Annotated in this window: 21 protein-coding genes and 1 CRISPR repeat array; of the genes, 3 read left to right on the forward strand and 18 right to left on the reverse strand. The window is 60.3% G+C overall.

The annotated features are described in order from the left end of the window. Positions 1-394: 394 nt before the first annotated feature. Entirely contained in the window at positions 395-760 is a 366-nt protein-coding gene (locus NW858_RS00110; RefSeq protein WP_414334158.1) for a response regulator, read from the forward strand. Here the strand turns inward: NW858_RS00110 and NW858_RS00115 are convergent. The 3 genes from NW858_RS00115 to NW858_RS00125 all read right to left on the reverse strand — a co-directional run bounded on the left by NW858_RS00115 (position 757) and on the right by NW858_RS00125 (position 3,154). Continuing rightward, positions 757-1,605: a hypothetical protein gene (locus NW858_RS00115; protein ID WP_414367887.1), complete on the reverse strand. Its 849-nt coding sequence runs from the start codon at positions 1,603-1,605 to the stop codon at positions 757-759. The genes NW858_RS00110 and NW858_RS00115 overlap by 4 nt on opposite strands. A 49-nt stretch (positions 1,606-1,654) precedes the next feature. Next, a complete protein-coding gene (locus NW858_RS00120; protein ID WP_414334155.1) occupies positions 1,655-2,629 on the reverse strand; it encodes a CobW family GTP-binding protein in 975 nt (324 codons plus the stop codon). Positions 2,630-2,713: 84 nt separating this feature from the next. Beyond that, positions 2,714-3,154, reverse strand: coding sequence for a VOC family protein (locus tag NW858_RS00125; RefSeq protein ID WP_414334153.1), 441 nt, complete (start codon positions 3,152-3,154; stop codon positions 2,714-2,716). A gap of 176 nt (positions 3,155-3,330) precedes the next feature. Here NW858_RS00125 and topA point away from each other — a divergent pair, with 176 nt between their 5' ends. Then, on the forward strand, positions 3,331-6,123 hold the full coding sequence (gene topA, locus NW858_RS00130; protein WP_414334151.1) for a type I DNA topoisomerase: 2,793 nt from the start codon (positions 3,331-3,333) through the stop codon (positions 6,121-6,123). A 190-nt stretch (positions 6,124-6,313) separates the two neighbouring features. Here topA and NW858_RS00135 read toward each other — a convergent pair whose 3' ends face one another. The 15 genes from NW858_RS00135 to cas10 all read right to left on the reverse strand — a co-directional run bounded on the left by NW858_RS00135 (position 6,314) and on the right by cas10 (position 20,592). Next, on the reverse strand, positions 6,314-7,468 hold the full coding sequence (locus NW858_RS00135) for a SpoIID/LytB domain-containing protein (RefSeq protein ID WP_414519239.1): 1,155 nt from the start codon (positions 7,466-7,468) through the stop codon (positions 6,314-6,316). Between the two features lie 16 nt (positions 7,469-7,484). Then, positions 7,485-9,041 carry a B12-binding domain-containing radical SAM protein gene (locus NW858_RS00140; RefSeq protein WP_414334149.1) on the reverse strand — a complete coding sequence of 519 codons (1,557 nt, stop codon included), beginning with the start codon at positions 9,039-9,041 and terminating at the stop codon, positions 7,485-7,487. 295 nt (positions 9,042-9,336) lie between these two features. Continuing rightward, a complete protein-coding gene (locus NW858_RS00145) occupies positions 9,337-9,693 on the reverse strand; it encodes a phage holin family protein (RefSeq protein ID WP_414334147.1) in 357 nt (118 codons plus the stop codon). A 44-nt stretch (positions 9,694-9,737) separates the two neighbouring features. Further along, positions 9,738-10,037 (reverse strand): BolA family protein, encoded by a 300-nt coding sequence (locus tag NW858_RS00150; RefSeq protein WP_414519242.1) that lies wholly within the window; start codon positions 10,035-10,037, stop codon positions 9,738-9,740. Between the two features lie 17 nt (positions 10,038-10,054). Then, positions 10,055-10,393: a Grx4 family monothiol glutaredoxin gene (gene grxD / locus NW858_RS00155; RefSeq protein ID WP_414334165.1), complete on the reverse strand. Its 339-nt coding sequence runs from the start codon at positions 10,391-10,393 to the stop codon at positions 10,055-10,057. 316 nt (positions 10,394-10,709) lie between these two features. Next, on the reverse strand, positions 10,710-11,606 hold the full coding sequence (locus tag NW858_RS00160; protein ID WP_414519244.1) for a putative CRISPR-associated protein: 897 nt from the start codon (positions 11,604-11,606) through the stop codon (positions 10,710-10,712). 53 nt (positions 11,607-11,659) lie between these two features. Then, on the reverse strand, positions 11,660-12,376 hold the full coding sequence (locus NW858_RS00165; protein ID WP_414519246.1) for a hypothetical protein: 717 nt from the start codon (positions 12,374-12,376) through the stop codon (positions 11,660-11,662). 10 nt (positions 12,377-12,386) lie between these two features. After that, positions 12,387-13,367, reverse strand: a complete 981-nt coding sequence (locus tag NW858_RS00170) for an RAMP superfamily CRISPR-associated protein (protein ID WP_414519248.1) — start codon at positions 13,365-13,367, stop codon at positions 12,387-12,389. A 62-nt stretch (positions 13,368-13,429) separates the two neighbouring features. Beyond that, positions 13,430-13,906: a hypothetical protein gene (locus NW858_RS00175; RefSeq protein ID WP_414334141.1), complete on the reverse strand. Its 477-nt coding sequence runs from the start codon at positions 13,904-13,906 to the stop codon at positions 13,430-13,432. Next, the gene (locus NW858_RS00180) at positions 13,903-14,877 is read right to left on the reverse strand and encodes an RAMP superfamily CRISPR-associated protein (protein ID WP_414334140.1); all 975 of its coding nucleotides are present in this window, start codon (positions 14,875-14,877) and stop codon (positions 13,903-13,905) included. Before NW858_RS00180 ends, NW858_RS00175 begins: the two co-directional genes overlap by 4 nt. Positions 14,878-14,931: 54 nt before the next feature. Then, positions 14,932-15,774 carry a CRISPR-associated RAMP protein Csx7 gene (gene csx7, locus NW858_RS00185; protein ID WP_414519249.1) on the reverse strand — a complete coding sequence of 281 codons (843 nt, stop codon included), beginning with the start codon at positions 15,772-15,774 and terminating at the stop codon, positions 14,932-14,934. A 144-nt stretch (positions 15,775-15,918) separates the two neighbouring features. Then, positions 15,919-16,365, reverse strand: a complete 447-nt coding sequence (locus NW858_RS00190; RefSeq protein ID WP_414519251.1) for a hypothetical protein — start codon at positions 16,363-16,365, stop codon at positions 15,919-15,921. After that, positions 16,362-17,585: a CRISPR-associated RAMP protein Csx10 gene (csx10, locus tag NW858_RS00195; RefSeq protein WP_414519253.1), complete on the reverse strand. Its 1,224-nt coding sequence runs from the start codon at positions 17,583-17,585 to the stop codon at positions 16,362-16,364. Before csx10 ends, NW858_RS00190 begins: the two co-directional genes overlap by 4 nt. After that, positions 17,585-18,298, reverse strand: a complete 714-nt coding sequence (locus NW858_RS00200; RefSeq protein ID WP_414519255.1) for an RAMP superfamily CRISPR-associated protein — start codon at positions 18,296-18,298, stop codon at positions 17,585-17,587. Before NW858_RS00200 ends, csx10 begins: the two co-directional genes overlap by 1 nt. Beyond that, positions 18,298-20,592, reverse strand: a complete 2,295-nt coding sequence (cas10, locus tag NW858_RS00205) for a type III-B CRISPR-associated protein Cas10/Cmr2 (protein WP_414519256.1) — start codon at positions 20,590-20,592, stop codon at positions 18,298-18,300. Before cas10 ends, NW858_RS00200 begins: the two co-directional genes overlap by 1 nt. Before the next feature lie 420 nt (positions 20,593-21,012). Here cas10 and cas6 point away from each other — a divergent pair, with 420 nt between their 5' ends. Then, positions 21,013-22,164 carry a CRISPR-associated endoribonuclease Cas6 gene (cas6, locus tag NW858_RS00210; protein WP_414347151.1) on the forward strand — a complete coding sequence of 384 codons (1,152 nt, stop codon included), beginning with the start codon at positions 21,013-21,015 and terminating at the stop codon, positions 22,162-22,164. A gap of 63 nt (positions 22,165-22,227) precedes the next feature. Next, positions 22,228-23,015: a CRISPR direct-repeat array (repeat unit 37 nt; unit sequence GTTTCCGTCCCCTTGCGGGGAAAAGGTAGGGATCAAC). Positions 23,016-23,019: the final 4 nt, after the last annotated feature.

Genomic DNA, 23,019 nt, shown 5'->3' on the forward strand with positions numbered 1-23,019 from the left:
GATGGAGCGACAACTGACCTCGGAATAGGCCCCTCACCCCCTGCCCCTCTCCCAGCCCTCACCCCCTGCCCCTCTCCCAGCCCTCACCCCCTGCCCCTCTCCCAGAGGGAGAGGGGAGTTAGGGATAGACGGAGAGAAACGTTTCATTGCTATTTGATAATGACCATAAGCGCAAATCTGCGGATGAGGAAGGAGGTTCTGCACCGTATCAGGATTTCTGGAGAGGGTTGGGGTGCCAGAATGAGCCATTTGGCGGAGTTTTTTTCCTCAGAGTTTTCCTATGCTGCCTTTATAGCTTCTCTGTCCGTTCCCGCATCAACTGGGCTCTCGGTTGAAGCTGACAGCCAGCCCGACAGGTTGGGGGAGACTATCGTTTGCTTGTCTACGAAGCCACATGTCCAAACGCATCTTGGTGATTGAAGACGAACCCTCTATCCGCACCTATCTGCAGAAGGTGTTGCAGCGGGCTGGGTACGACACGGTGGCGGCCACCGATGGCGAGGAAGGCCTACAGATGGTGCGCGCGCTTATGCCGGATTTGGTGTTGTGCGATGTGGTCATGCCCAAGCTGAACGGCTATGGCGTGTTAGATGCCTTGCGATGGGATCAGTCCACGGCCCACATCCCCTTCGTCTTTCTCTCCTCCAAAACCTCCCAAGAAGCCATTGAACAAGGGCTACGGCTCGGCTCTGACGCCTACCTAACCAAGCCCATCGACCAAACCCACCTGTTGAGAGCGATTGCCGCCCAACTGACCTAGAGGCTGTAGATCTGCCCATCTACGAGCAGATGGGTGATGCCTTTTTTTTGCAATTGGGTGCGCACAATGTCCAGAATGTAGCCGGGAAACTGGATCACCCGATAGGGGGGGTAGGTGTTGCTGCCGCGGCGGCTCATTTCGGAAAAGCGACGGGCCACCTTGTGGTTGTCGAAAATGGGCAGCGTATTGGCGTTATCGATCCCTTCGACGGGCACAGATCCGGGGCCAAAGAATTCCTTGAGGGGGCGAGTGGTCAGCTCCTGGTAGCGGTCAACAACGACATAACAGGTTTCCGGCGGGGTGAGCTCTTCCAGGGGTAACACCTGAACTTGATAGCCGGGATCGGTGAGGTGGTCTGCTTCCGGCTCGTCTTCTGGGAAATAGTCGGAGTCGTCCTCGTCTTCGAGGTCACTGTCTTCTTCGGTTTCCTCCTCGTCGTCGATATCCTCTAGATCTTCCTGAAGCTCAGCCGCCAACTGCAGTTCTGGCAAAGACTCTTCTATCCCGCCGATGGGTGCGTCGTTTGTGTTCGGCTCTTCACCATTGGGGGGTGTGGCGGCTGCGGGGGGATCCCCAGATGGAGACAGCGGCAAGAGCTGCTGCTCCAAAGCTGCGATCTGGCCAACGGCCACTTTTTCCTCTATGTCTTTGCGGCGGGCAGCCGAGCGTTTGAGCTGAATCAACCGCTGGTACTCATCGGCAGCGATATTTTCCTTCAACACGCGGGTGATGGTGGTGACGCTCACTTGAAATTGCTCGGCCAATTCGACGGCGGTCGCTGCTGAGCCGCGGTAGGCGCTGACAATTTGCTGTTGTTCTTGCTCCGAAAGCTTGCTGCGAGCCATCCCAATTCACCCCATCCACGAACTGAAAAAATAGCCATGACGAGGATCCCTAACCAGCGGCGACCCGGCTGAGGTCGGCAGCCAACTGTTCTCGCTCTAGCCCTTTGCCGATCAACACAATTTTGGACAGGCGAGGCTCTTCCACATCCCAGTCCCGTTCCAAGAAGAGGGTTTGCCGCTGGCCTACCTGATGAAAGATAACCCGCTGCGGCTCGTCCACAACCCACAGCACCCCTTTGGCGCGAAAAATCGTCTCCGGCAAGTCTTGTAGCCAGTCGCGAAAAGCCATCAAATCCAGCGGCTGCTGCAGTTGAAAGCTCACCGATTGGATCCCGTCTTCTGCGAGGTGATGGCTAGGGTGTGCCTCGGCTTCCAAATCGGGAAGTTTGGGATCCCACCCTTCTGGACGGAAGGCATGCACATCCAAAATGCGGGTCAGGGGGACTTGGGCATGGGTGGTGAGCAGGCAAGGGGCATCGGGGTTGTAGCGGCGCAGATCGGCAAGGATCTGCTCTTGTTCGATAGGGGTGATCAAGTCCACCTTGTTGAGCAGCAGGATGTCAGCACTGCTGATCTGGTGGGCGGCGGTTTGCGAGCGCCGGAAGTTGTGCCAGTATTCGGCCCCATCCACCAGGGTCACCACGCCATCGAGGCGCAAGTCCTCATGAAAAGTCTCTTGCACAAACAGCTCCGTCACCTGCCTGGGATCCGCCACCCCGCTGGTTTCCACCACCAGGTAGTCCAACGCCTGGGCCTGCTGCAGCAGCTCTCGGGCTGCCCGTTCAAAATCTGCCCGCACCGTGCAACAGAGGCAACCATTACTCAGCTGCATCAGCCCCTCTTCGGGCAGGTTGACCAGCTCGCCATCGATGGAAATTTCGCCAAACTCGTTGAGAATAACCCCAATGCGCAGCCCATGCTTTTCCTGCAGGATGCGCTTGAGCAGGGTGGTCTTACCACTGCCCAAAAAGCCCGTCAAGACGGTAACCGGAAGCTGAGCTTTCATCGCCAGTTCAGTAAACAAGCCAACCCATCCTTGCTCAAGTTCCCCACAGGCCTTACCAGCTTAGCTTCAGGCCCAATTGCAGGATCCCACCCAACGGCAAATTCAACAGCCTTCCTTGCCCAACTGCTGGGATTCCGGGGATCCCTGCAAACGCAGCAACTCAATCGGCAGGCCATCGGGATCGGCGATGAAGGCTACCTCATAAGTTTGATGGCCGATCTGCTGGAGCTGGGGCGGGAGCAGCAGGGTAAGGGGGACTTGCGCTTGTAGATGTTCTAAATAGCCGGCCAGGGATCCCCATTCAGGGCCGATCTCCAAAGAGGGATGGTAGTAGCCCACATAGTGGGGATCCCCAAAGGGATCGGGAGCCGGCTGGGGCTGGGGCACCTGCATCAGCTCTAGGCGCCCCCAGGGACCACGCATCCAGCAGGCCAACGTGATCCCGGCAGTGAAGCGTTCTTCCACAGCCAAGCCCAGCCCCTCGTAAAAGGCGATGGAGCGGAAAATATCGGCAGTGCGAATGGAAAAATGATGCAGTTTCATGGTCGTACAAAGAGCCAGGTGGGGGCAGATCCCTGGAATCAATCGCCGATGACCGCTAGTCAAGCGCAGATAGACTTGCTAGGCTCCAGAGAAGTAGGCCATCTATTTTAAGCACCTCTTGTGGTGTACGCTGGCCCTGGCAACCTCAGCCAATTGCTGCCAACAACAACATCATCATGCCTAAGCTGGTCATTGTCGAATCTCCCACCAAAGCCCGCACCATCCGTGGATTCTTGCCCGCAGGGTACGAAGTTCAGGCCTCGATGGGACATGTGCGGGATCTCCCCGATTCGGCATCTGAAATCCCAGAAGAATTGAAGGGTGAAGAGTGGAGCCGCCTGGGGGTCAATGTCCACGCCGACTTCGAGCCCCTCTACGTGATCCCCAAAGACAAGAAGAAAGTGGTCAAGGAACTGAAGGAAGCCCTCAAGAAAGCCGACGAGCTGATCCTGGCCACCGACGAGGATCGCGAAGGGGAAAGCATTAGCTGGCATTTGCAACAGGTGCTGCAACCCAAGGTGCCCACCCGCCGCATGGTGTTTCACGAGATCACCCGCGAGGCCATTCAAGAGGCGCTGCAAAACTGCCGCCAGGTGGACGAGCAACTGGTGCGTGCCCAGGAGACCCGCCGCATCTTGGATCGCCTGGTGGGCTACACCCTGTCGCCGCTGCTGTGGAAAAAAATTGCCCCCAAACTCTCAGCAGGGCGGGTGCAGTCGGTGGCGGTCAAGCTCTTGGTGGATCGGGAGCGGGAGCGGCGCGCCTTCAAAAAAGCCTCCTACTGGGATCTGAAGGCGGAGCTGCAACCGAGCACTTCCCCGCAGGAGCGGCAGAGCGTCTTTCCAGCAGAGCTGGTGAGCCTGGCCGGCAAGCGCCTGGCCGGCGGGCAAGACTTCGATCCCAGCACCGGGCAGCTCATGGCCGGGCGGGATGTGGTGCTGTTGGATCAAGCCCAGGCCGAGGCCCTACGGGATCGCCTGCTGGGGAAAGCTTGGGTCGTCAGCTCGGTCGAAGAGCGCCCCTCCACCCGCAAGCCCGCCCCTCCTTTTACCACCTCCACGCTGCAGCAGGAGGCCAACCGCAAGCTACACCTGTCCGCCCAGCAGACGATGCGCATCGCCCAAAAGCTCTACGAAGAGGGCTACATCACCTACATGCGCACCGACTCGGTACACCTGTCGGAACAGGCCATCCGCGCCGCCCGCGCCTGCGTGGAGTCGATGTACGGCAAGGAGTACCTCAGCCCCGAACCGCGCCAGTACACCACCAAAACCAAAGGGGCGCAAGAAGCCCACGAGGCCATTCGTCCCGCCGGGTCGGAGTTTCGCCTGCCCAGCCAAACCCCGCTCACAGGGCAGGAGCTGGCCCTCTACGACCTGATCTGGAAGCGCACCGTCGCCAGCCAAATGGCCGAAGCACGACAGACCCACACCATCGTGCTCATCGCGGTGGACGATGCGGTGTTTCGGGCCAGCGGCAAGCGCATCGATTTTCCCGGCTTCTTCCGCGCCTATGTGGAGGGATCCGACGACCCGGAGGCGGCTCTGGAAGATCGGGAAGTGCATCTGCCCCGCTTGCGGCAGGGGGATCCCCTCCGCTGCCGGAAGCTCGAACCCGTCGGCCACGAGACCCAGCCCCCCGCCCGCTATACGGAAGCTTCCCTGGTCAAGGTGTTGGAAAGCGAGGGCATTGGCCGTCCCAGCACCTACGCCACCATCTTGAACACGATCATGAGCCGTGGCTACGTGAGGTCGATGGGGAATGCCCTCGTGCCCACCTACACCGCTTTTGCAGTGACCGAGCTGCTGGAAAAATACTTTCCCAACTTGGTGAATACCCGCTTCACCGCCGAGATGGAGCAAACCCTCGATGACATCGCTTCTGGCCAGGCAGACTGGTTGCCCTATTTGCGCCATTTCTTTCTGGGAGAGCAGGGCCTAGAAGGCCAGGTGAAGGCGCGCGAGCTGGAAATCGACTCTGGCCTGGCCCGCTCCATTCACCTGGAGAACCTGCCCGTCAAGATCGGCATCGGCCCCTACGGCCCTTATGTAGCAGTAGAGACTGAATCGGGAGAGGTGCGCGCCAACCTGCCGGAGGAGATTCCCCCCGCCGATCTCAGCGCCGAACATGTAGCGGAGCTGATCAAGCGCAAACAGGAGGGCCCCAAGCCCATCACCTTCCACCCGGAAACCCAAGAGCCGGTCTACGTGATTCCCCAGGGTCCCTACGGCCCCTATGTGCAATTGGGGGAGGTGTCGGAGGAGAACAAGAAGCCCAAGCGCACCTCCCTGCCCAAAGGGCTAAAGCCGGAGCAGGTCACCCCTGAGATTGCCCTGGGGTTGCTCAGCCTGCCCCGCACGTTGGGGGAGCATCCGGAATCGGGGAAAAAGGTGCAAGCAGGGATTGGCCGCTTCGGCCCCTACGTGGTCTGCGATGGCGATTTCCGCTCGCTGCCCGCCGATGAGGATGTGCTGACCATCAGCCTAGAGCGGGCGCTGGAGCTGCTGGCCCAGCCCAAAAAAGGCCGTGGGCGCGGCTCGGCCAAACCCCTGCGCGAGCTGGGATCCCATCCTGAGGACGGCGAGCCGGTCAATCTGCACGACGGCCCCTACGGGCTGTATGTCAAACACGGCAAGGTCAATGCTTCTTTGCCCAAGGAGCTCCCTGCCGAAGCGGTCACCCTGGAAATGGCCCTGCAGGTGTTGGCCGAAAAAGAAGGTTCTGCTGCCGATGGCAAGAAAAAAAGCCGCTCAACCGGCAAAGCCGACTCCGCTGCAAGCAAAACCCAAGCGAAGACTGCTTCCAGCGTTACAGGCCAGCAGGCCGAGGCGGCTGGCCTGCGGAAGCGGCGCGGAGCACAAGCAGCTTCCACCGGCGGTGGGATGGCCAAGGAGCCCCAGGCGAATGGTTCAGCTCCGTCTAGATCCCGTTCCACCATTTTGAAGGTCACTCCCAAAGCTCTTTCCTGAGGACAGCTTCTCAAGCTGGGATGGCACCAGATCCCCTGCTTGTGGTGGATCTAAGGAGTCGGTATCTGCGCCGCTACCCTCACCCCCGTCCCCTCTCCCAGAGGCACCCTCACCCCCGTCCCCTCTCCCAGAGGGAGAGGGGAGTTCGCGACAGTGTTGCGTAGCAATAACGCTGTGGAGAGATGTTTCATCAGCTCAACGGTGTCACCTGGGTGCCGGGGAAGTAGTGGTTGAGGATGGGCGACGCTGTGTAGCCCTGTTCGGCCAGGCCGCGGGCTCCCCACTGACATAGACCCACCCCGTGCCCGGCTCCCCGATAGGTGAAAAGGTACGATTCCGGCTGGCCGGCCTTTGGCTCGAGGCGTTTGAGGGTAAAGCGGTTGCTGGGCAGGATCCCCCACCCTAGGGTTTGCCCGAGGTGCAACACAAACTCCTGTCCGGTAAATAACCGAGATCCGACGCGGATGCGCAGAGGGCGCCCCCAGGGATCCGATTGCAGGATCTCTAACTCGGCGCTGCCCAGGGCTTGCTCCAACTCTTGTCGGCTGAGCCGGACACTGTGGGGGCCATAGAAGGGGGAAGCGCGACACCCTTCGCAACTTACCCCCTGCAGGTAGGGACGGGCGGGTGGGGCAAAAATATCTTGGTTGGCGCTGGTGTGGCCGCCACAGGTGGAGTGAAACAGAACCTCTACCGGCTGGCCGGCATGGGTTAGGATCTGCCCCTGGGTTGCCCGCACCGCAGCCGTGGTCGCCGCCGTCTCATAGGCCAGGCCCCCGTAGAACTGGTGGGCGGTGGAATCTTGCAATGGCCTTGCCGGGGTAGAGGGCCATTCTCTTCTTGGAGCGGGGCGCAGATGGGGAACGGCCAGGGTACGGGCCAGGATGGCTTGGGCCTGCAAAGCGGCGGCTGGCCAATTGGCAGGCATTTCGCCGGGCACCAAGGCCAGCAGGTAGTCTTCCAGTTGTACCCAGTTCAGCAGGTGCAGGTGCTCTGGGCCGCTCGGGCGAATCTGGATCAAGCCGCGGTAGCGGCGCTCCTCTCCCCCCACAGGGCGCAACCCCCCTCCTTGCAGCCAAAGGGATCCGCGGTAGCGACGGGGCTGGCCCGGCCCGCTCAAGACCAGCTCTTGGCGGTGAACCTGCAGCTTCCAGATCCCTGCCGGAAAGGGCTGCTGATTCAAGACAAAGGGGCCGCTCAGCTCCAGTTGGGTCAAAGGCTCCGCGCCCCAGCGGCTGAACAGCTCCACGGCCAACCAATCTCCAGCAGTCTGGGCCTGCAGAGAGCCTCCCCAAAGGGCCCACAGGGATCCCAGCCCCATCACCGCCAACTGTCGTCGCCGCATCGGCCCCGCCCGGAGATTATGATGAGCTGGCCAGCAAAGGATCGTATCCCAGTTGTTGGCTGAGGCGGGCGCGCGCCAGTTCTCGATATTCCCAAAAATGCTCCCCCGCAGCACAGAGGCCCAGATATAGGTTCAGCAGGCTCGGTTTCTGGCGCCAGATCGTCCATAGCTGTTGCCAAAATTGGGCGCGAATTTGGGGATGAAGGATCCCTTGCCGCCAGATGAGTTGTAGAAGCAGATAGATCCCTTTGTGAAGGGGCAGCCGCATTGCTTGTTGCCGACCTACTTTAGTGCCGATACTCAGGCACTGTTGCAAACAGCGAGAGAGATATCGCGCCGGCTCATACAACTTCCAAAAACTTTCCAGATATTCCCGGGCAATTTCAGATGGAGAACGGGTGGGAATAAAGTTCATCAGCGTGTTTTGATCCCCAAACTCGGTGACGCCGATCCCCTCCAGCAACCGCTGCTCTTTTTTGAGGCGATTCCACAGTTGGGTGTTGGGTAGAGCCTGTAAAATCCCCAACATCGGCTGAGGAATACCGGTCTGCTCGACAAAAGCCTGGATGCGCTCCCCCGCACCTGGCCGCTCTCCGTCAAAGCCCAGAATAAACCCGGCGTAGATCAACAGCCCGGCATCGTTGATCTTGCGACAAGCCTCTACCAGGGGGTGGCGGGTATTCTGTAGCTTTTGAGTCATCTGTAAGCTGTCTTGGTCTGGGGTCTCAATACCCAGAAAGACCGCATAGAACCCCGCTTCTACCATCAACTGCATCAACTCTTCATCTTCAGCTAGGTTGACAGAAGCCTCTGTCATAAAGGTAAATGGATAGTTATGCTCCTTGCTCCACGGGATCAGCTCGCGTAAAAATCGCTTGACGTTGCGCTGATTGCCGATAAAGTTGTCATCTACCACAAAAATCGAGCCTCGCCAGCCCAGGTCGTAGAGGGCTTGCAGCTCGGCCAGCATTTGGCTTGGCTCCTTGGTTCTCGGCTTGCGCCCATAAAGAGAGATGATGTCACAAAACTCACAATTAAAGGGGCAACCCCGCGAGAATTGCACCGACATCATGAAGTATTGATCCATGCGCAGCAGGTCAAATCTCGGCAGGGGGCTTTGGGTGACGTCTGGCTTTTCTGTGGCTCGAAAAATGCCCGCTTCTTGCCCAGATTCTAGAGCCTTGACAAAAGCCGGTATGGTCTCTTCTCCTTCGTCCAAAACCAAATAGTGAGCCCCGGATTCCAGGGCATCTTGGGGCACAGAAGTCGGATAGGGGCCGCCCACAGCTACTTTTTTGCCCAACTGCACCGCTTTGCGAATGAGTGCGTGAAAGTCTTGCTTCTGCACCAGCATGGCCGACAGGATCACCAGGTCGCACCACTGCCAATCGGCCTCCGTCTCGGGGGCGACATTGCGATCCACAAAGCGAATCTCCCAATCCTGGGGCAACAGAGCGGCAACGGTGATCAGGCCCAGCGGCGGCATCAGCGCTTTTAGCCCCACCATCTCGATGGTGCGATTGTAAGACCAGAAAGACTTGGGAAAGCGGGGATAGAGCAGCAACGCCTTCATGCCCATCAGCTCCTAATCGCAGATTAAGGATTCCATTTGTTCAGCACTCCTAACAAATAGCCTCAGATAAAGCTGACGCAAAAACTTTTGTGAGATGCTTGCTGGCAATATTTCCTTCGTATTAGCAAACTGTGGACTGGCAAACCCTCTGGGTGCCTAAACCTTCAAAAAACTTTTCTGGACAATTGTTAACTAAGAATCTAGGTTGATCTTTAGGGGTTACTGAAGAGAAAGCATTGCCTCAATTTTTCTGAGAAAATAGTATCGACTCCGGCCTTCTATGGCTACGGAACAGTTAGCTCTGCACACCTTGCTCAAAAACACGCTGAACCAAGCCACTGACGACGGAAAGTACTATCGCGCCGAGGAACGCCCAACCAAAGTTATCGATATTGAAGGCATCCCCGGCCAGCTTGTCGGCGATGGCCAGGCAAATGCCGTTCAAAATTAGCCAAAACAAACCCAGGGTAAGAACTGTAATCGGCAGGGTAATCAACCGGAGAAACGGCCTCACCAAACCATTGACCAGGCCAATGGCCAGAGCTGCCACCAAAGCACCCCCAAACCCAGAGACGTGGATCCCGGGCAAAAGCCAAGCCAAAATCATCACGCTCAAGGCTGACATCAGCCAGGTGGCCAACAGAGTTGCCATGCTCCCTCCTCTGCCCCAACAGGGCCGCAATCTTGCCCCCTATGCTAGCCGATCTGCTTAGGGATCCTTTCTGCAGAGACCTCTTCGGGGCTGTAAGTTTGCAACGCCAGTGCATGAATGCCCTGACCCATCTGTTCGGCCAGGGCGGCGTACACCAGGCGATGCCGTTGCAGAGGAGTTTTGCCGGCAAACAGGGGCGACACCACCTGCACGCGGTAGTGCCCCCCGGATCCCTGTTGCCGTCCCCCATGGCCAGCATGGCGGTGCGACTCGTCCTCCACGTGGACGTAGAGGGCTTGCAGCTTCTCAGCCAAGAGCTGTCGCAGGCGATCCGAGGTGAGCATGGGATCCCCTGCGGCCCTCAAGGTTGGGCGCCGGCCTTGGCAAAAGCCGCCTCGACCAGAGGGCGCAACTCGTTGCGGGCGTGCATCTCTTGCAGGATGTCGCAGCCGCCCACAAACTCGCCGTCAATATAGATCTGCGGGATAGTAGGCCAGTTGGAAAACTCTTTGATCCCCTGACGAATTTCGGGATCCTCGAGCACGTTGATCGCCGTGTAGGGAAAGCCCAGACTCTCCAGCACACGAACGGCGGCATAGGAAAACCCACACTGGGGCATCTCTGGGGTGCCTTTCATGTAGATCAGCACCTTGTGGGTGCGGATTTGGTCACGGATTTTCTCTTCCAAAAGGGGATCCAGCATGGTATTCAGCCACTATGACAACAACAGACGACAGGCAAACCAGGCTCCTATCGTGATCTCATTTTGATTCACTTCTAACATGCTTGGCACTCTCCCCACGGCCAGGCCGAGGAATTCTTTAGCGAAAATTCAGCGACAGGGTCGGCGATAGCCCCCAAACCCTGATTTTTCTGTTGACCTGGTCGATCCCTTGCTGGACACGGGTTTCAGGCCCTGCGGCGGCAAAATAATGAAATGAGGAGAAGGGGAAATTGCCGCCCAAAACCAGACCCTGGATCTGGGTAAGGGTTGTAACCGGGGGAAGTGGAATTCATCAGAGCAGACGACCCAAGCGCTCCCGCAACTCGGCGGCAGCCTGCTCCAGGTGGTCGGGAGTGTAGCCGGTGGTCTCTACCCGGACGGCGAGGTGGGTGTCCTGGCTTTCGTGGAGATGGATCCACAAAACGTGGCGGCCATCTTCGGTTTTGCGGTTGGCGGCTTTGACGCCGTTTTTGGGGGCAGCGTAGGCATTTGAGTCGTAGCGAACCAGATCCACCCAGGGAAGGTCGCGCAGGAGCTTTTCCACCTTGACCCAACTGTGAGGGCGGTGATGGCTGCTGTCGCTCCGCAATTGGATGACCTGGGAGCGATCTCGACCGGAATCGGGGAGAGCCGCCCGCGGGATCCGCGGCTGGACTTGCGGTTGCAGATAGGGCAAATACACCAAAGATTTGTATTGCTCGTGGATGTAGCAGACCGGGATCCCCAATTGGCTGCCCACCACGGCCATGATCATGGCCTGGGCTTTGAAGCCCCCGGTGGCGGCGAAGGTGACGATCCCTTTGGCGCTCTCCGCCAACTGTTGCAACAGCTCGGCCATCCGCTCCAGGGAGGATCCCTCTAGCTCGTAGTTGACGCCGGGGAGGGGCACCAGGGAAACCTGTTGTTGGCCCAGCGCTTCTTCAAAAAAGAGCTTCAAAATCTGGGCACACTCCAGTCCCTCAGAGGTTTCGGAGTAAAGCAAAATCAAGGCATCCTGGGGAGTGGGATCCAGCCGGTAGTAGGTGTTGGTTTCGGCGCTGATCAGCTCCAGTTCTGTCTTTTTCATCCAGGCCAAGGCCCGTTCCGGATCCCCGATGGTTTTTTGGCCGACCCAAGGGCGTTGCGGCTGCAGGTCTTTGTCCGGGTTGGTGAGCAAAGAGGTGCCCACGGTCATGAGGATGGTCTGCATGGGTTATCCCCTAACTTTCTCGAAGTTTTTAGGGGCTCCGTCCCCTTTCGCGATCAGAGCAGCTTTACTTTGCGAACTCTACCATCTCCCCTTAAGTCGAGCACCTCTACCTCCACTTCTTGCCCCACCGCCAGGGATCCGGCCTGTTTCGGCTCTTTTTGGGTGAGCCTGATATCCGTATCCACGATTTGGAAGGTAACTTCGTTGCCCTTGATATTGGTGATGCTGGCCTTGAGGTGTTGCCCAATTTTGAAGCGGGCCTTGGTAGAAGCTGCTGCATTTTCAACTTGGGGCTGAGCCTGCTTTTGTTCAGGTTGCTCTTTGGGCCGCAGTGCCTCTGGCTGGGGCTTGGCCTCGCCGCCGCGGGAATGGGTCGGACGACCGCCATTGGGATCGGGAGGGGACGGGATCTCGCCGATCGGCACTCCCCCATCTTTGTAGTAGCGGGCCAGGCGGGCGGCCCAGCCCAGGATCTGCAGCATCTCAGCCGGCCTATCCTGCAGAGGTTGCAAGTACCTTTTACAGGTTTGGTCGATGAGTCGGTAGTAGCGTGGGGTTTCGTTGCTGCGGTGGAGGCCAGTTTCTCGCACCAGCTCGCCGGTGAATCGGAAGAAACGGGATCCCGCGTCGGGGAGATGGGCCACCGAGCGGAGGTAGGCGAGGCACTTGCTCAATTCGTTGACATCTACCCTTTCCTTCGCCAAAGTCATGGCGATGCCGTGGGCAAGATCCCAAGATTGGGGGCTGAGATCGACCGGAGCTGACAGCATAGAGGCACCCTCAGTAGGCGGTGGTGGGCGGCTCGCGCAGATGGGTGGGGCTCAGGATGGCGGCCAACTGCCGAAGCTGATCGGGCAGGATGTAGCCCTGGGCAGCTTGGATCTGCTTTTGCACAAAGGCTTTGAGGCCTTCTCCTTCTAGGGTATCGGCTTGTGGGGGATCGTAGCGGCTGTAGCGCTCTTTCAAGTTGCAGGGCCGCTCGATCTTGTCCAGGCTGACCTGCAGGGATCCCAGTCCTACAGGCTTGCCGCCCCCCACCTTCAGCAGCAGCGGATGCGCGGGATCCTGACCCAACACCGTGAACAAGGTGCCCAGCTCGGCAGGAGTGAGGTTTTTGAAGTGGATCTGGGTTTTGAAAACCGTATTTTGCGTCGCCTGCTGGGTGGGTGTCCCCCTTTGATGGCCCTGCAAAGCCCTGCGGTGCGTGTAATAAAACTTGCGCCCAACCGCCTTGCCGTTTTCAAAGTAGGCTCTGCGCTGATCGGGGCGGGGACGGTACAGCGGGGGCAGGGATCCGCCGCCGGAGCCGGTGCCAGTGGCAACGGCATCCCTGAACTCCACCAGCCCCTGCCAGTTGAGGGCGCCAAAAACGCGGCTGGCAGGACACAGCCGCTCCTTCTGGCGGCAGGGGTGCCGCTCCGGCGGGATCTGATTTTTGTAGCGGCTGGTGGTCACTGCAAGGGTGCTGTTGGTGATCGCCTCGTACATGGCCCGGATGGCCCCCTTGAGGGAGCTGCCCTGGATCTTGAGCCGCCCGTCGGGGGTAGTGGTCATGGTTTTGAGCACCGGGATCCCGTTGACGCCGACGTCGCTGCCCAAGGCCAGGTGGCCGGTGGAAATGTGGAGAGCGGTCTGCACCGTCAGGGTGAGAAAGAGGGTGCCGTGCAACTTGTCGGGATGGAACTTGGCGTGGCCAGCGGGCCGCTCCAGCTTGGGGGGCTGCTGGGGAAAGGGGATCAGCTCGTAGGGTTTGGGAGCCACGGCTGGCTCACCTCTGCCCCGAGCTGAGTTGCCGGCGGGCAAGGGTCGGGGGCCTTGGGGAGTCATCTTGACCTCGGGATGAGAGCAACAAAGTGAACGCGGGCGGTGCGCCCATCGCGAAAGTAGCGCTGGCCCAGCTTGAGAGACCTCGGATAGCTGAGACCTTGGGGGAAGCGGGTTTCCGGACTTTGGGATCCGTACAGGTCGGCCTCGCGATCCTCCCCCTGCCACTCCCCGGCCAGCGGCACAAAGAAGTCGGGAGGAGGTTGGATCCCCAGATACAGCAGATCCCAGCCGCGGGGGGTGCTTTTCCAGCGCAACTCCCGTTGTTGGCAGAAGACCTGTCCCTCTTGACAGACCAGATCTGGCGGGATCCCCACCTGAATGCCGCTGACGCGGTGGGGCCAGCGCAAAAAGGTGTAGGTTTCTTCGGCGGCGGCAAAACAGGCCGAGAGGATCTCGGAAAGCGAGGACGCCGTCCCGCCGTTGCAAGCGGCCAGATCCTGAACCTTGTAGGCGGCTACGTAGGCTGGTTTCATACCGCTTTGGCCTCCGTTTGCAAGAGCTGGGCCCAACTTTTAACGGCGGCGGCCAGCAGGTGCTCCACCTTGGCCTCAGACGTTTGCTCCCAGGTCAGCCGCGCCCCAAAGCCCAAGGGCATCGGCTCCGCCCCCACCGGCACTAACTGGCGATCGGGTTTGGCAAAGCCGTATTTGCCCGCCTCTTCTGGACTGAGAAACTCGCCCGCCCCCAGCAGGGATCCCCTTGGCCAGGCAAGCTGGGATCCCAGCAGCCGTAGCTCCTGGCTCCCCTCCTCCACCAGGCAGCCCGGGTAGTCCACCGTCGCCCACTCGTACTCCACCCGAACGCGGCCCATGCCGCGGGATTTGGCAAAGCCGATCCCAAACCATCCTTCGTCCAGATCCCGCAGCACCAGCCCCAGCAGGCCCAGTTGCGCCAGGGTAAAGTTTTTCAGGTGAATCTTGGTTTGAAAGGATCCCTCGACACAGACTTGGTAGCTAAACGGCCCCACCGCCACCGACCCGAAGACGCGATCGATGGCCACCCCGTTGCGTTCCTCCAGCCGCAGAGGTGTCCCCGGCTTGGGATAGGCATCCTCGATGCGCACCCGGCTGGCGATGGCCGTGTTGCCAAACATCTGGTCCGTAAAAGAAGAGAGGGCGTAAACTCGGTGGGACTCTGCAATTTTTTCCAGCCACTGGTTGGCCTTTTGGTCGAGGGGATCGCTGGCCCAGAGTTGCAACTTGTTCCCCTCAGGCCGTCTGTCGCCGCCCACCGTTCGGACAATGCGCTCGGCGTGGGCGCGAATGGCCCCTTTGAGGGAGCTGCCGGGAAAATAGACTGTCCGCCCGCCGCCGCGATAGGTTTCCACAAACTCCATATCGGGTTTTGTCGGATCCGCCCCTTGTTTGCCCGCTTTGATGAGCACAGGGCCATCCGGCTTGAGGGTGAGGCAGAGGGTGCAGTGGTTAACGTAGCGCTTGTGCATGGCCTGGGATCCTTCACTGAAGAGGAACAAGAGGGTTTTCGCCCAGCCCTTGCGCTAGCTGCGGGGGCCGACGGGAGCGACAGCGGTTAGTTTGGCAACCAGGGCTTCCACCCAGTCTTGGCGCAAGGCAGCAGCCTCTTCCGGGCTGAGGGGGTGCCGCTCTCCGGCCACCAGCTCTTGCAGATAGGTCAGCAGCCGCCGCGGATCCCCTTCTGAGTCAAACCAATAGACCGCCCCGATCTCCAGGCGGACGACCCCCAAGCCGCGGGAGCGCCCCCCTCCCAAGGGGATCTGCTCCGTTTCCAATTGGTGCAAGCCGATGGCCAGCAGGCCCAGCTCCCATGCTTCGGCATTTTCGACAACGGCATGGAACTGAAAGGGGGTGTTGGCCGGCACCACTTGAAAGTCGTAGAGCTTGCCCTCTGCCGCCGTCTCCGTATCCCGATCGATGGCCACACCATCCCGCTCTTGGTACTGGCCAAACCAGGCTTCCCGCACCACCGGCAAATCGCGGATCTGCACCTTGCCCGCCAGCCAAGGGGATCCAAACGCCTGCGAGACCCAGTCGGTGGCCTCGATCAGCTTTTGCGTCAGGGTTGCGTCGTCGTCTCCGTAGGTGTTCTTAATTTGGTTGACCAACCGGACTTGCTCGCTACTGGTCAACTCGCTGGGATCCCTGGCCAGCGCCGGATCGATGCCGCGCAAAAAACTCTCCAGGCGGGAGCGCAGCGCCCCCTTGAGGCTGGAGCCGGGGATAAGCGGGCGGCCCAGCGCGTCTTTGAGAACCGGCAGATCGGAGCCGATGGGCTCGGTGGAGCGGCCCACCCCGATGTGCAGGGCAGTCACGGTGGTGAGCGTGCCGGTGATCTCCAAGCGGTTTTTGAAAACGTCGAACATCGTTTCCTCAAATCAGGTTAAGGCTGAAGTTAACGCTCCACAGATATCCTCCACTGCGGCTTCGGCAAACAGGATGGGGATGATTTTCAACTGGCCGAGCCGAAAGGTTGAGACGACACCCTCAAGGGCACAACTGGTCATGGCTTAAGATCCTCCCCCTTCTCGCTTGTACTTGAGGTAGCGCGCCCCATAGCCTAGGTAACGCCGGATCAAGTCGATTTTGATCTCGTTGACTTTGGGGGATGTTTTCTCAACGCCGGCCTCCCTGGCAATGGCGAGGGCCTTTTGATGGATCCAGTTGTCGATGTCTTTGATGATGGCTTCTGCCAACGAATCTTTGCCCCGTCCCCACTTTTCGTCTCGCCCCATCTGGTAGCGCAAGAAGTTCTTGATCACCTCTGAGCTTTCGGTGGAAGCTGCCACGTGCAACAAATTGCGATACTGGGCCTCTTCCAATTTGTCCAGATCTTTAAAGTTATCCAAGGCAGTTTGGATTCTGGCGACCAGGTCATCTTCGGCCAGCCGAATTTGCCGCTGGATCTCAAGTTCCTGTTTTTGCTCCAGTTTGCTCTCGCTGGTGGCGAAGGTCATAGCGGGTTCTCCCAGAAATGATGATGGAACAGACTACAGACTTCAATTTGGCCAAATCCTTCCGCGGTTCGCTCGCCGATGCCCCAGTATTCCATCTCCGCCAAAATCGAGATCCAGCGCTCCATTTGCGTGGTGCTCAGCAGGAAGACGCTGCCCTGGGTTGTAACCAGCTCTACATCTTTAAAAAGCCCCCAGGCGGCGTTCCAGCCGGAAACATAGGCGTAGCTGCTGCAGGCCAGCTCCAAGACCAGGGATCTGTCCTCGCAGTTGGCCTCCTCCTGGAGCATCGGCGGCGTGAGCACCGTGGTGCGCTGCCAGCGCTCCTTGAGGATGGCCCCCGACTGCAGCCTGATGGAGAAGTACTGCCGCTCCGGCGGCAAGGGCTGCCAGGGATCCCCAAACACCTGCCATTGTTGCCAGCGCTGCCGCAGTTTTTGGTTAAAGGCTGCCACCCGCTCAGCCAGGGAGGGCTTCGGGGCCCTCAGGTGTCGAGCGGCGAGGCTGACCCGGCCCAGCCCCCGCGACACCCCCCCTCCCAAGGACAAACGGCGGGCGTGGGTGTTGAGGTAGCCGGCGAGGGCTGCTGCCAGCTCGCGATCCTGCAGGTAGATGTGGCCGCTGAAGAGGGAAGGCTGCAAGCTCCCATCTCGCCCAGCCCGGCCCTCGTTGATCACCTCCAGGCTGTAGAGGATCTGGTCGGCGGCGGTGGCGCGGCGGCGGTTGATCCCCACCCGCGTGAGCAGGCGCTTGGACACGGACACCCTTCGGTAGCGGGATCCCCCCTCCTGGCTGTAAAAGCCGCCGAAGGGCTCCACCCTGCCCCCGGAGCCATCCGGCTCTGCCGGATCAAAGGGGATCCCCAGCCGCTGCGAGCAGAAGCGATCCAGCAGTGTGTCGAACACCCCCGTTTTGCCCGCCTCTGAGCGGAAGCCGGGGTTGTTTTTGGAGCTGAAGGCCGTGGCCGGCAAAACCCGGCTGCCGGATCCCGGATAGGCATGGGTAAACACCGCCGGACGGGTCTCCGTGAACAGGGCAGCCAGATCTCCTGTCAGGGCCTCGCCGGGGCGGCGCCGGCTTTGGCGGAGCAGGAGGTCGGCCAAGGCCCCCCGGATCACGCTGCCGGGAATGAAGTCCTGGGCCTCGCTGATGGAGCCGCCCGGCTTTTGCCGACCGATGGCCAGGGGAGACTCGGCAGTGAGCGTGAGTTCAATGGCCTCCATCAGCTCCCTCCTCCGGCCAAAAAGGCCCAATCTGCATCATTGGGCTGCAGGGCAGCTAGAGACTGGGGATCCCAGTGCAACCAACCCAAGCCTGCAGATTTGCTGCCCCCCAGCGCCCCAATGTGGTGCAGGGCCGCCCGCAGCAGGGTCTTGCCCCAGGGAGGGCAGTCGGGCAAAAGCTGCAGGGATCCGGAGAAGATCAGCTCGGCTGCCGGCGAGGTCTCGATGAGGTAGAGCCGCTGATCCTCGGCGGTGCGGCGGCGGCGGTTGAGGGTGACTCCTGGGCGGAGGGCCGCTTCCAGCGCCGTCGGCGGCACCTCACAGACAAGATCCTCTACCCAGAGGCGGGAAGGCAGGGCCGGATTGCCGAAGATCTGGCAGACCAGGCAATGGGATCCGGCGTAGCCCTCGACCTGGTATTCAGGACGGTCGAAGTGGCCGTCGCTCCCCTCCCGCTTGGGACACATGCGATCGGGGTCGGGGGAGCGGCAAATGGCCCAGCCGAGGCCGCGGGCCAGCTTTTCGCACTCGTGGCGCAGCCTTCCCTTCAACTGGGAGCCGGGGATGAGCAGCCTGCCGTAGGCATCCTTGAGCAGGGGCTTGTCCGCCAGGGAGCCGCTGGAGCCGCCGGATCCCACCGCCAGGGCCGAGGCGAGGGTGGCCTTCAAAGGGATAGAGGTGCTCGTTTGGAGCAGCTCTGCCAGCCGAACCATCACTTCACCTCCACAGGAACGGGCCGGCCCTCGACCTGGGGCTGTTTTTGCACAAAAGCGTACAGATCCACCAGATCTCGCCAGATGGTCTCGTAGGTGGGTTCCCCCTCCGCCGCCACGTACATCCAGGGGGGGAGGTGGCCGTCGTTGGTTTTGGCCTTGCACCAGGTGCGTTCAAAGGCCTCGATCAGCGGCTGCCCTTTTTGGCCCAGCCGGGTGCGGAAGTAGAGGTAGTTGAGGGTGGCGGTGCGCTTGCCTTTTTCCAAAAAGCCGCGGATTTGGTAGAGCTGGGAGCGGGGAAAATCCGCCGCCTGCAAAGCTTGCACCGTTCTCAGCAGCCCGCGGATCTCCGGGACGGTGTAGGGGCCGGCGTAGAGCTTGAGGAGGTGGCCGTTCTGGCGGATCTCCAGGGCCTGCTGGCGAAAATCCTGGATGCTGGAGGCGATCAAAGTCACCGATTTCAAAGAGAGAAAGTCGATGGTGGCCACCGAGAAGTCTTGGTCGCGGGGCTTCAGCTTTTTGGCGCGGCTTTTGGCAGATTTCAACAGTTGTTCGGTCAGCCTTTCGGCATAGTAGATGGGGGTGTCTTCCGAGGCAAACAGCACGCCTGCTGAGGTGGAGAGCCGACAGAGCTGGTCTGGGCTGTCAGCCGGGTAGCGGTGCGGCACCTGGCCGAGGGAGCGAGCGGCGTAGGTGGCCGATTTGGCCAGCAGGATCTGCTCGAATTGCTCACAAAAGGTGGCGGCGATCTCCAGAGCCTTGTGGGCCGGCACCACCATCAGCACATCGTCCCCGCCGATGGTCAGGATCTCGAAGGGGTGGATCCACTCGCCGTTGCGGTCTCTGCCGGTTTCTGGATCCGGCGGCAGGCCCCGCAGCCGGTGCGCCTGCAGGTGCTGGGCAAGGGCGCGGTAAACGGCTTGTTCCGTGGCCTCGGAAACGTCGTGGCTAAATTGCCGGTAGGCCTCTGGGGTTTGGATCTGCTGCACGTAGCCGCCCATGTTGTTGCCGTCGGCGTAGAGGTAGGCCACAAAGCCCTGGCTGGCGTTGGCCACTTCCCGCAGCGATTGCGCCTCGCCGGGGCCGGATCCCCTGTAGGGCTGCAAATAGCGCTCCCGGTAGGGCTCGCCGGCGGGAGAGTCGAGGAAGCGGGCAAATCGCGTTACCCAGCTTTCCACAAAGCCGGGATCCCAATTGGGGAATTTGCGGAACCACCCCTGCTGGCCCGTCTCCAGGCGCTTGGCCTGGCGGCCCACCAGCGCTTTGCGGGCCGTGGCCTCCGAGAGCCAGGGCTGACCTGGCAGGTCGGCTTTGGCCAGGGCCGGGCGGCGGTCGGTGCTGTCGCGGCGCAGGTAGGGGTGGGTTTCAAAAAAGGCAGGATGGGCGCGGCTGGGACGACCGGGATCCGGATTGCCGTTGCGGCGGTGCTGGAAGCGGGCAGCCAGGTGGCCCACCAGCTCGTTGAAACTTTTGCGGGTCTGGAAGCTGGCTTCGCTGCCATCTCCAAAGTATGCCCTCACCAGGGGGTGGGCCTGGTGTTGGGCCAACCAGTCCAGCCAGGGGGTGCGTTCGATGGGATCCCGCAGCAGGCCGTAGCGCAGCTCCAGCAGCCGAAAGGCGGATCCCACGGCACAGGCGTTGGCGGTGAGGGTTTCTTCGGTGTAGCGGCGCTCGATGGCCTCGCAGAGGTCGTCCACATAGGCCGCCGGACAGAAGGCCAAGAGGTTGCCGCCGGTGGAGTAGATGAGGAGCTCCGGAATAAGAGCCTGCGCCAAAGCCGGGTAGTGCTGCTGCAGCCAGGGCCGGATCCGCCGGTTCACGTAGTCCCTTAGCTCTGCTTGAGACTCCTTCCCCAAGGCTTCCCACCCCAAGTAGGTTTGCTCAGGATCCCCGAAGAAGGCGGGCAGATCCACCAGGTTAATGCGATCCAACAGGGCCGAGGCGCCGCGGATTTCCGGCAGTTTGGCGGACTCGAAAACGTAGCCCTTGATCTTGGTGGCCCCCCCGTAAACCAAGCCGATGCGGGTGGTCTGCCGCCACAGCTCTGGATAGCGCGATTGCAGCTCTGCCAAGGTTTTGGGAAAGGTTGTGGCCGCCACGCTCTCCTGAAATTGGCGCACCTGCGCCCAAAGAGGTTGCAGCGCTTCCGGGATCCCGGCTGCGTCGTCGGTGCGGATGGCTGCGCCCATCTGCTGCAGAATCGGCAAGGGAAATTGGGGATCCCGCCCTTCTCCCCAAGCCAGGCACCAGGCCAAGGCGATGGGCACGGGGGAGGTAGAGGAGGTAGCGGTCATGGACAACACCTGGCAAAAAAGAATAGAACGCAGCTTCTGTGCCGGCGGGCAAATCCGAACCCGACTTTTGACTGGGGCGATCCTTGAACTTCACAAATCCTTCATAAAAACCAAAGGCGCTTCAAAAAGACGGCGTCGGCCATAGCAGCCACGCGGGCAGAGAATCGCAGCCGACAGAGAGAGGCGACAGCAGTGACTGATGGTTGCATTTTGCAGTTCCAGACTGGGAGACAGTATAGGCCGATTTAGATCCATTGCCAACAGATTCAAGACTTTTTTCGGTTGGCCCAGCCAGCGATTTAAAGGTAAAGCAAATTGGAAGGGATCCCTTCTCAAATCCTCTCAAAGGAAAAGTGGCTCTGGGTTGATTTTGGATAGGGGCTGCTATTGACTGGGGATGAGCAAAAATTGGCTGGGCCTATGCTGACCAAGTTGAGTTTTTCAGAGCCACCCATCGCCGGAGCAGAAAGCGGCAAGTGGCCAGCGGGATCCGAGCTGGTGGGGATCACCCTGGAAGTGCAGGCCCCTCAGCCCTACCTGTTGGATCCCCACTACGCTAAAGGGCTGCACGCCTGGTTTTTGGGCGAGGTGCAGCAGATGGATCCGCAGCTATCTGCCTATTTGCACGACGGAGAATCGGAAAAACCCTTCACCCTCTCCCGGCTGATGGGGCCCTTCCGCGAGCAGAGTGGGCGACTGCTGATCCCGCCCCAGATCCCCTTCCGCTGGTCGATCACCGCCCTCAACCCCCAAGTGGTGGAGTGGCTGCGGGAATGGTGCCGACGGCTGCCCCCCTGGCTGGAGTTGCGCGGATCCCCGCTGCAAATCCTGGGATGGAAGATCTCGATCCCCCCGCGCACCTACCGTCAACTGCTGGAGCAGCCCCTTGTCCATCGCTCCTGGAGCCTCTCTTTCATCTCGCCCACCAGCTTTCGCCACCGCGGCCACCATTTGCCGCTGCCGGTGCCTCGCAACCTGTTCCACAGCTATTTGCGCCGTTGGAACGATTTTTCCGGCCTGCCCATCGAGGTAGAACCTTTTCTGGATTGGGTGGATGGGGAAGTGGTCATCCAGCGGCACCGGCTGGAATCGGTTAAAACCACCGCCGGTCGCCAGGGATCCGTGACGGGCTTCGTTGGCTGTGTACAGTTGGCGGTTTCCTCGCGCGCGTCTGAACTGTTGCAGCAGCAGCTCCAGGCCCTGATCCTCTTCGCCCCCTACTGCGGCACCGGCCACAAAACCCCCTTTGGGCTGGGGCAAACCCGCCTCGGTTGGCTGGCCGAAGAGCTGCCCGCCACCCCCGTCCTTTGCCGGGAAGAGCAACTGACCCGGCGCATCGAGGAGCTGAGCGCCCTCTTCCTCAGTCAGCGGCAGCGCCAAGGGGGATCCCGCGCCGAAAAGACGGCCCAACTTTGGGCAACAATCTTGGCCCGACGAGAGCTAGGAGAGAGCTTGCAGCAGATTGCCGCCGACCTGGAGATGCCCTACGAGACGGTGAAGACTTATGCCAAACTGGCCCGGCGAGCCCTTCATTCTGCACCCGACACGATGGATCCCTCATCTGCTCGATAAGGATCCCGCCTAGAAGTCGGAAAAAGCCGTAAGCCCTGAGACTGTCTTTGCCCAAGGTGCCTAGTTTCCGTCCCCTTGCGGGGAAAAGGTAGGGATCAACGTCGGCAACTTGAGGAGCAACGGGCCGGTGAGGTGGTTTCCGTCCCCTTGCGGGGAAAAGGTAGGGATCAACGTTCGGGGAAGGTGAGGTAGGATATAAACCCATCAAAGGATTCCGTTTCCGTCCCCTTGCGGGGAAAAGGTAGGGATCAACAAAGATCGCCTCAACCGGGCGGCTCAAACCCGGAGTTTCCGTCCCCTTGCGGGGAAAAGGTAGGGATCAACAATAGAGATCTGCCACAGCAGCGAAGCCCCGAACTACGCCTTCTATGTTTCCGTCCCCTTGCGGGGAAAAGGTAGGGATCAACCAGGTAACAATTCACTTGCCACCGGCAAGTGAATGGGGGTTTCCGTCCCCTTGCGGGGAAAAGGTAGGGATCAACATTGCCATCAAGGAGAAACTCTTGCTCCACCTGTGCAGTTTCCGTCCCCTTGCGGGGAAAAGGTAGGGATCAACGCAGCAACACCTCTTTCAGCGGGTGGCGGTGCCAAGTTTCCGTCCCCTTGCGGGGAAAAGGTAGGGATCAACCGGCTCACCCTATACACAGCCGATGGGCCTGTGTCCCGGTTTCCGTCCCCTTGCGGGGAAAAGGTAGGGATCAACACTGGACACCGATTTTGTTTCCACCAGTTGAACCGCTGTTTCCGTCCCCTTGCGGGGAAAAGGTAGGGATCAACGCCGGCAGCAACGACATTGTCTTGGAATCGCTCCAGGGTTTCCGTCCCCTTGCGGGGAAAAGGTAGGGATCAACAGGG

Origin of the sequence: Synechococcus sp. H55.10, assembly GCF_047502715.1 — a bacterium.
Classification (GTDB): Bacteria; Cyanobacteriota; Cyanobacteriia; order Thermostichales; family Thermostichaceae; genus Thermostichus.

What these genes read in the sequence shown, in the direction of transcription:
- NW858_RS00110 (WP_414334158.1), top strand. Translation starts at nt 395, where the DNA reads ATGTCCAAACGCATCTTGGTGATTGAAGACGAACCCTCTATCCGCACC.
- NW858_RS00180 (WP_414334140.1), bottom strand. Translation starts at nt 14,877, where the DNA reads ATGCACAAGCGCTACGTTAACCACTGCACCCTCTGCCTCACCCTCAAG.
- NW858_RS00160 (WP_414519244.1), bottom strand. Translation starts at nt 11,606, where the DNA reads ATGCAGACCATCCTCATGACCGTGGGCACCTCTTTGCTCACCAACCCG.
- NW858_RS00175 (WP_414334141.1), bottom strand. Translation starts at nt 13,906, where the DNA reads ATGAAACCAGCCTACGTAGCCGCCTACAAGGTTCAGGATCTGGCCGCT.
- NW858_RS00135 (WP_414519239.1), bottom strand. Translation starts at nt 7,468, where the DNA reads ATGCGGCGACGACAGTTGGCGGTGATGGGGCTGGGATCCCTGTGGGCC.
- topA (WP_414334151.1), top strand. Translation starts at nt 3,331, where the DNA reads ATGCCTAAGCTGGTCATTGTCGAATCTCCCACCAAAGCCCGCACCATC.
- csx10 (WP_414519253.1), bottom strand. Translation starts at nt 17,585, where the DNA reads ATGGAGGCCATTGAACTCACGCTCACTGCCGAGTCTCCCCTGGCCATC.
- NW858_RS00140 (WP_414334149.1), bottom strand. Translation starts at nt 9,041, where the DNA reads ATGAAGGCGTTGCTGCTCTATCCCCGCTTTCCCAAGTCTTTCTGGTCT.
- NW858_RS00165 (WP_414519246.1), bottom strand. Translation starts at nt 12,376, where the DNA reads ATGCTGTCAGCTCCGGTCGATCTCAGCCCCCAATCTTGGGATCTTGCC.
- csx7 (WP_414519249.1), bottom strand. Translation starts at nt 15,774, where the DNA reads ATGTTCGACGTTTTCAAAAACCGCTTGGAGATCACCGGCACGCTCACC.
- NW858_RS00200 (WP_414519255.1), bottom strand. Translation starts at nt 18,298, where the DNA reads ATGGTTCGGCTGGCAGAGCTGCTCCAAACGAGCACCTCTATCCCTTTG.
- cas10 (WP_414519256.1), bottom strand. Translation starts at nt 20,592, where the DNA reads ATGACCGCTACCTCCTCTACCTCCCCCGTGCCCATCGCCTTGGCCTGG.
- NW858_RS00190 (WP_414519251.1), bottom strand. Translation starts at nt 16,365, where the DNA reads ATGACCTTCGCCACCAGCGAGAGCAAACTGGAGCAAAAACAGGAACTT.
- NW858_RS00125 (WP_414334153.1), bottom strand. Translation starts at nt 3,154, where the DNA reads ATGAAACTGCATCATTTTTCCATTCGCACTGCCGATATTTTCCGCTCC.
- cas6 (WP_414347151.1), top strand. Translation starts at nt 21,013, where the DNA reads ATGCTGACCAAGTTGAGTTTTTCAGAGCCACCCATCGCCGGAGCAGAA.
- NW858_RS00115 (WP_414367887.1), bottom strand. Translation starts at nt 1,605, where the DNA reads ATGGCTCGCAGCAAGCTTTCGGAGCAAGAACAACAGCAAATTGTCAGC.
- NW858_RS00145 (WP_414334147.1), bottom strand. Translation starts at nt 9,693, where the DNA reads ATGGCAACTCTGTTGGCCACCTGGCTGATGTCAGCCTTGAGCGTGATG.
- NW858_RS00150 (WP_414519242.1), bottom strand. Translation starts at nt 10,037, where the DNA reads ATGCTCACCTCGGATCGCCTGCGACAGCTCTTGGCTGAGAAGCTGCAA.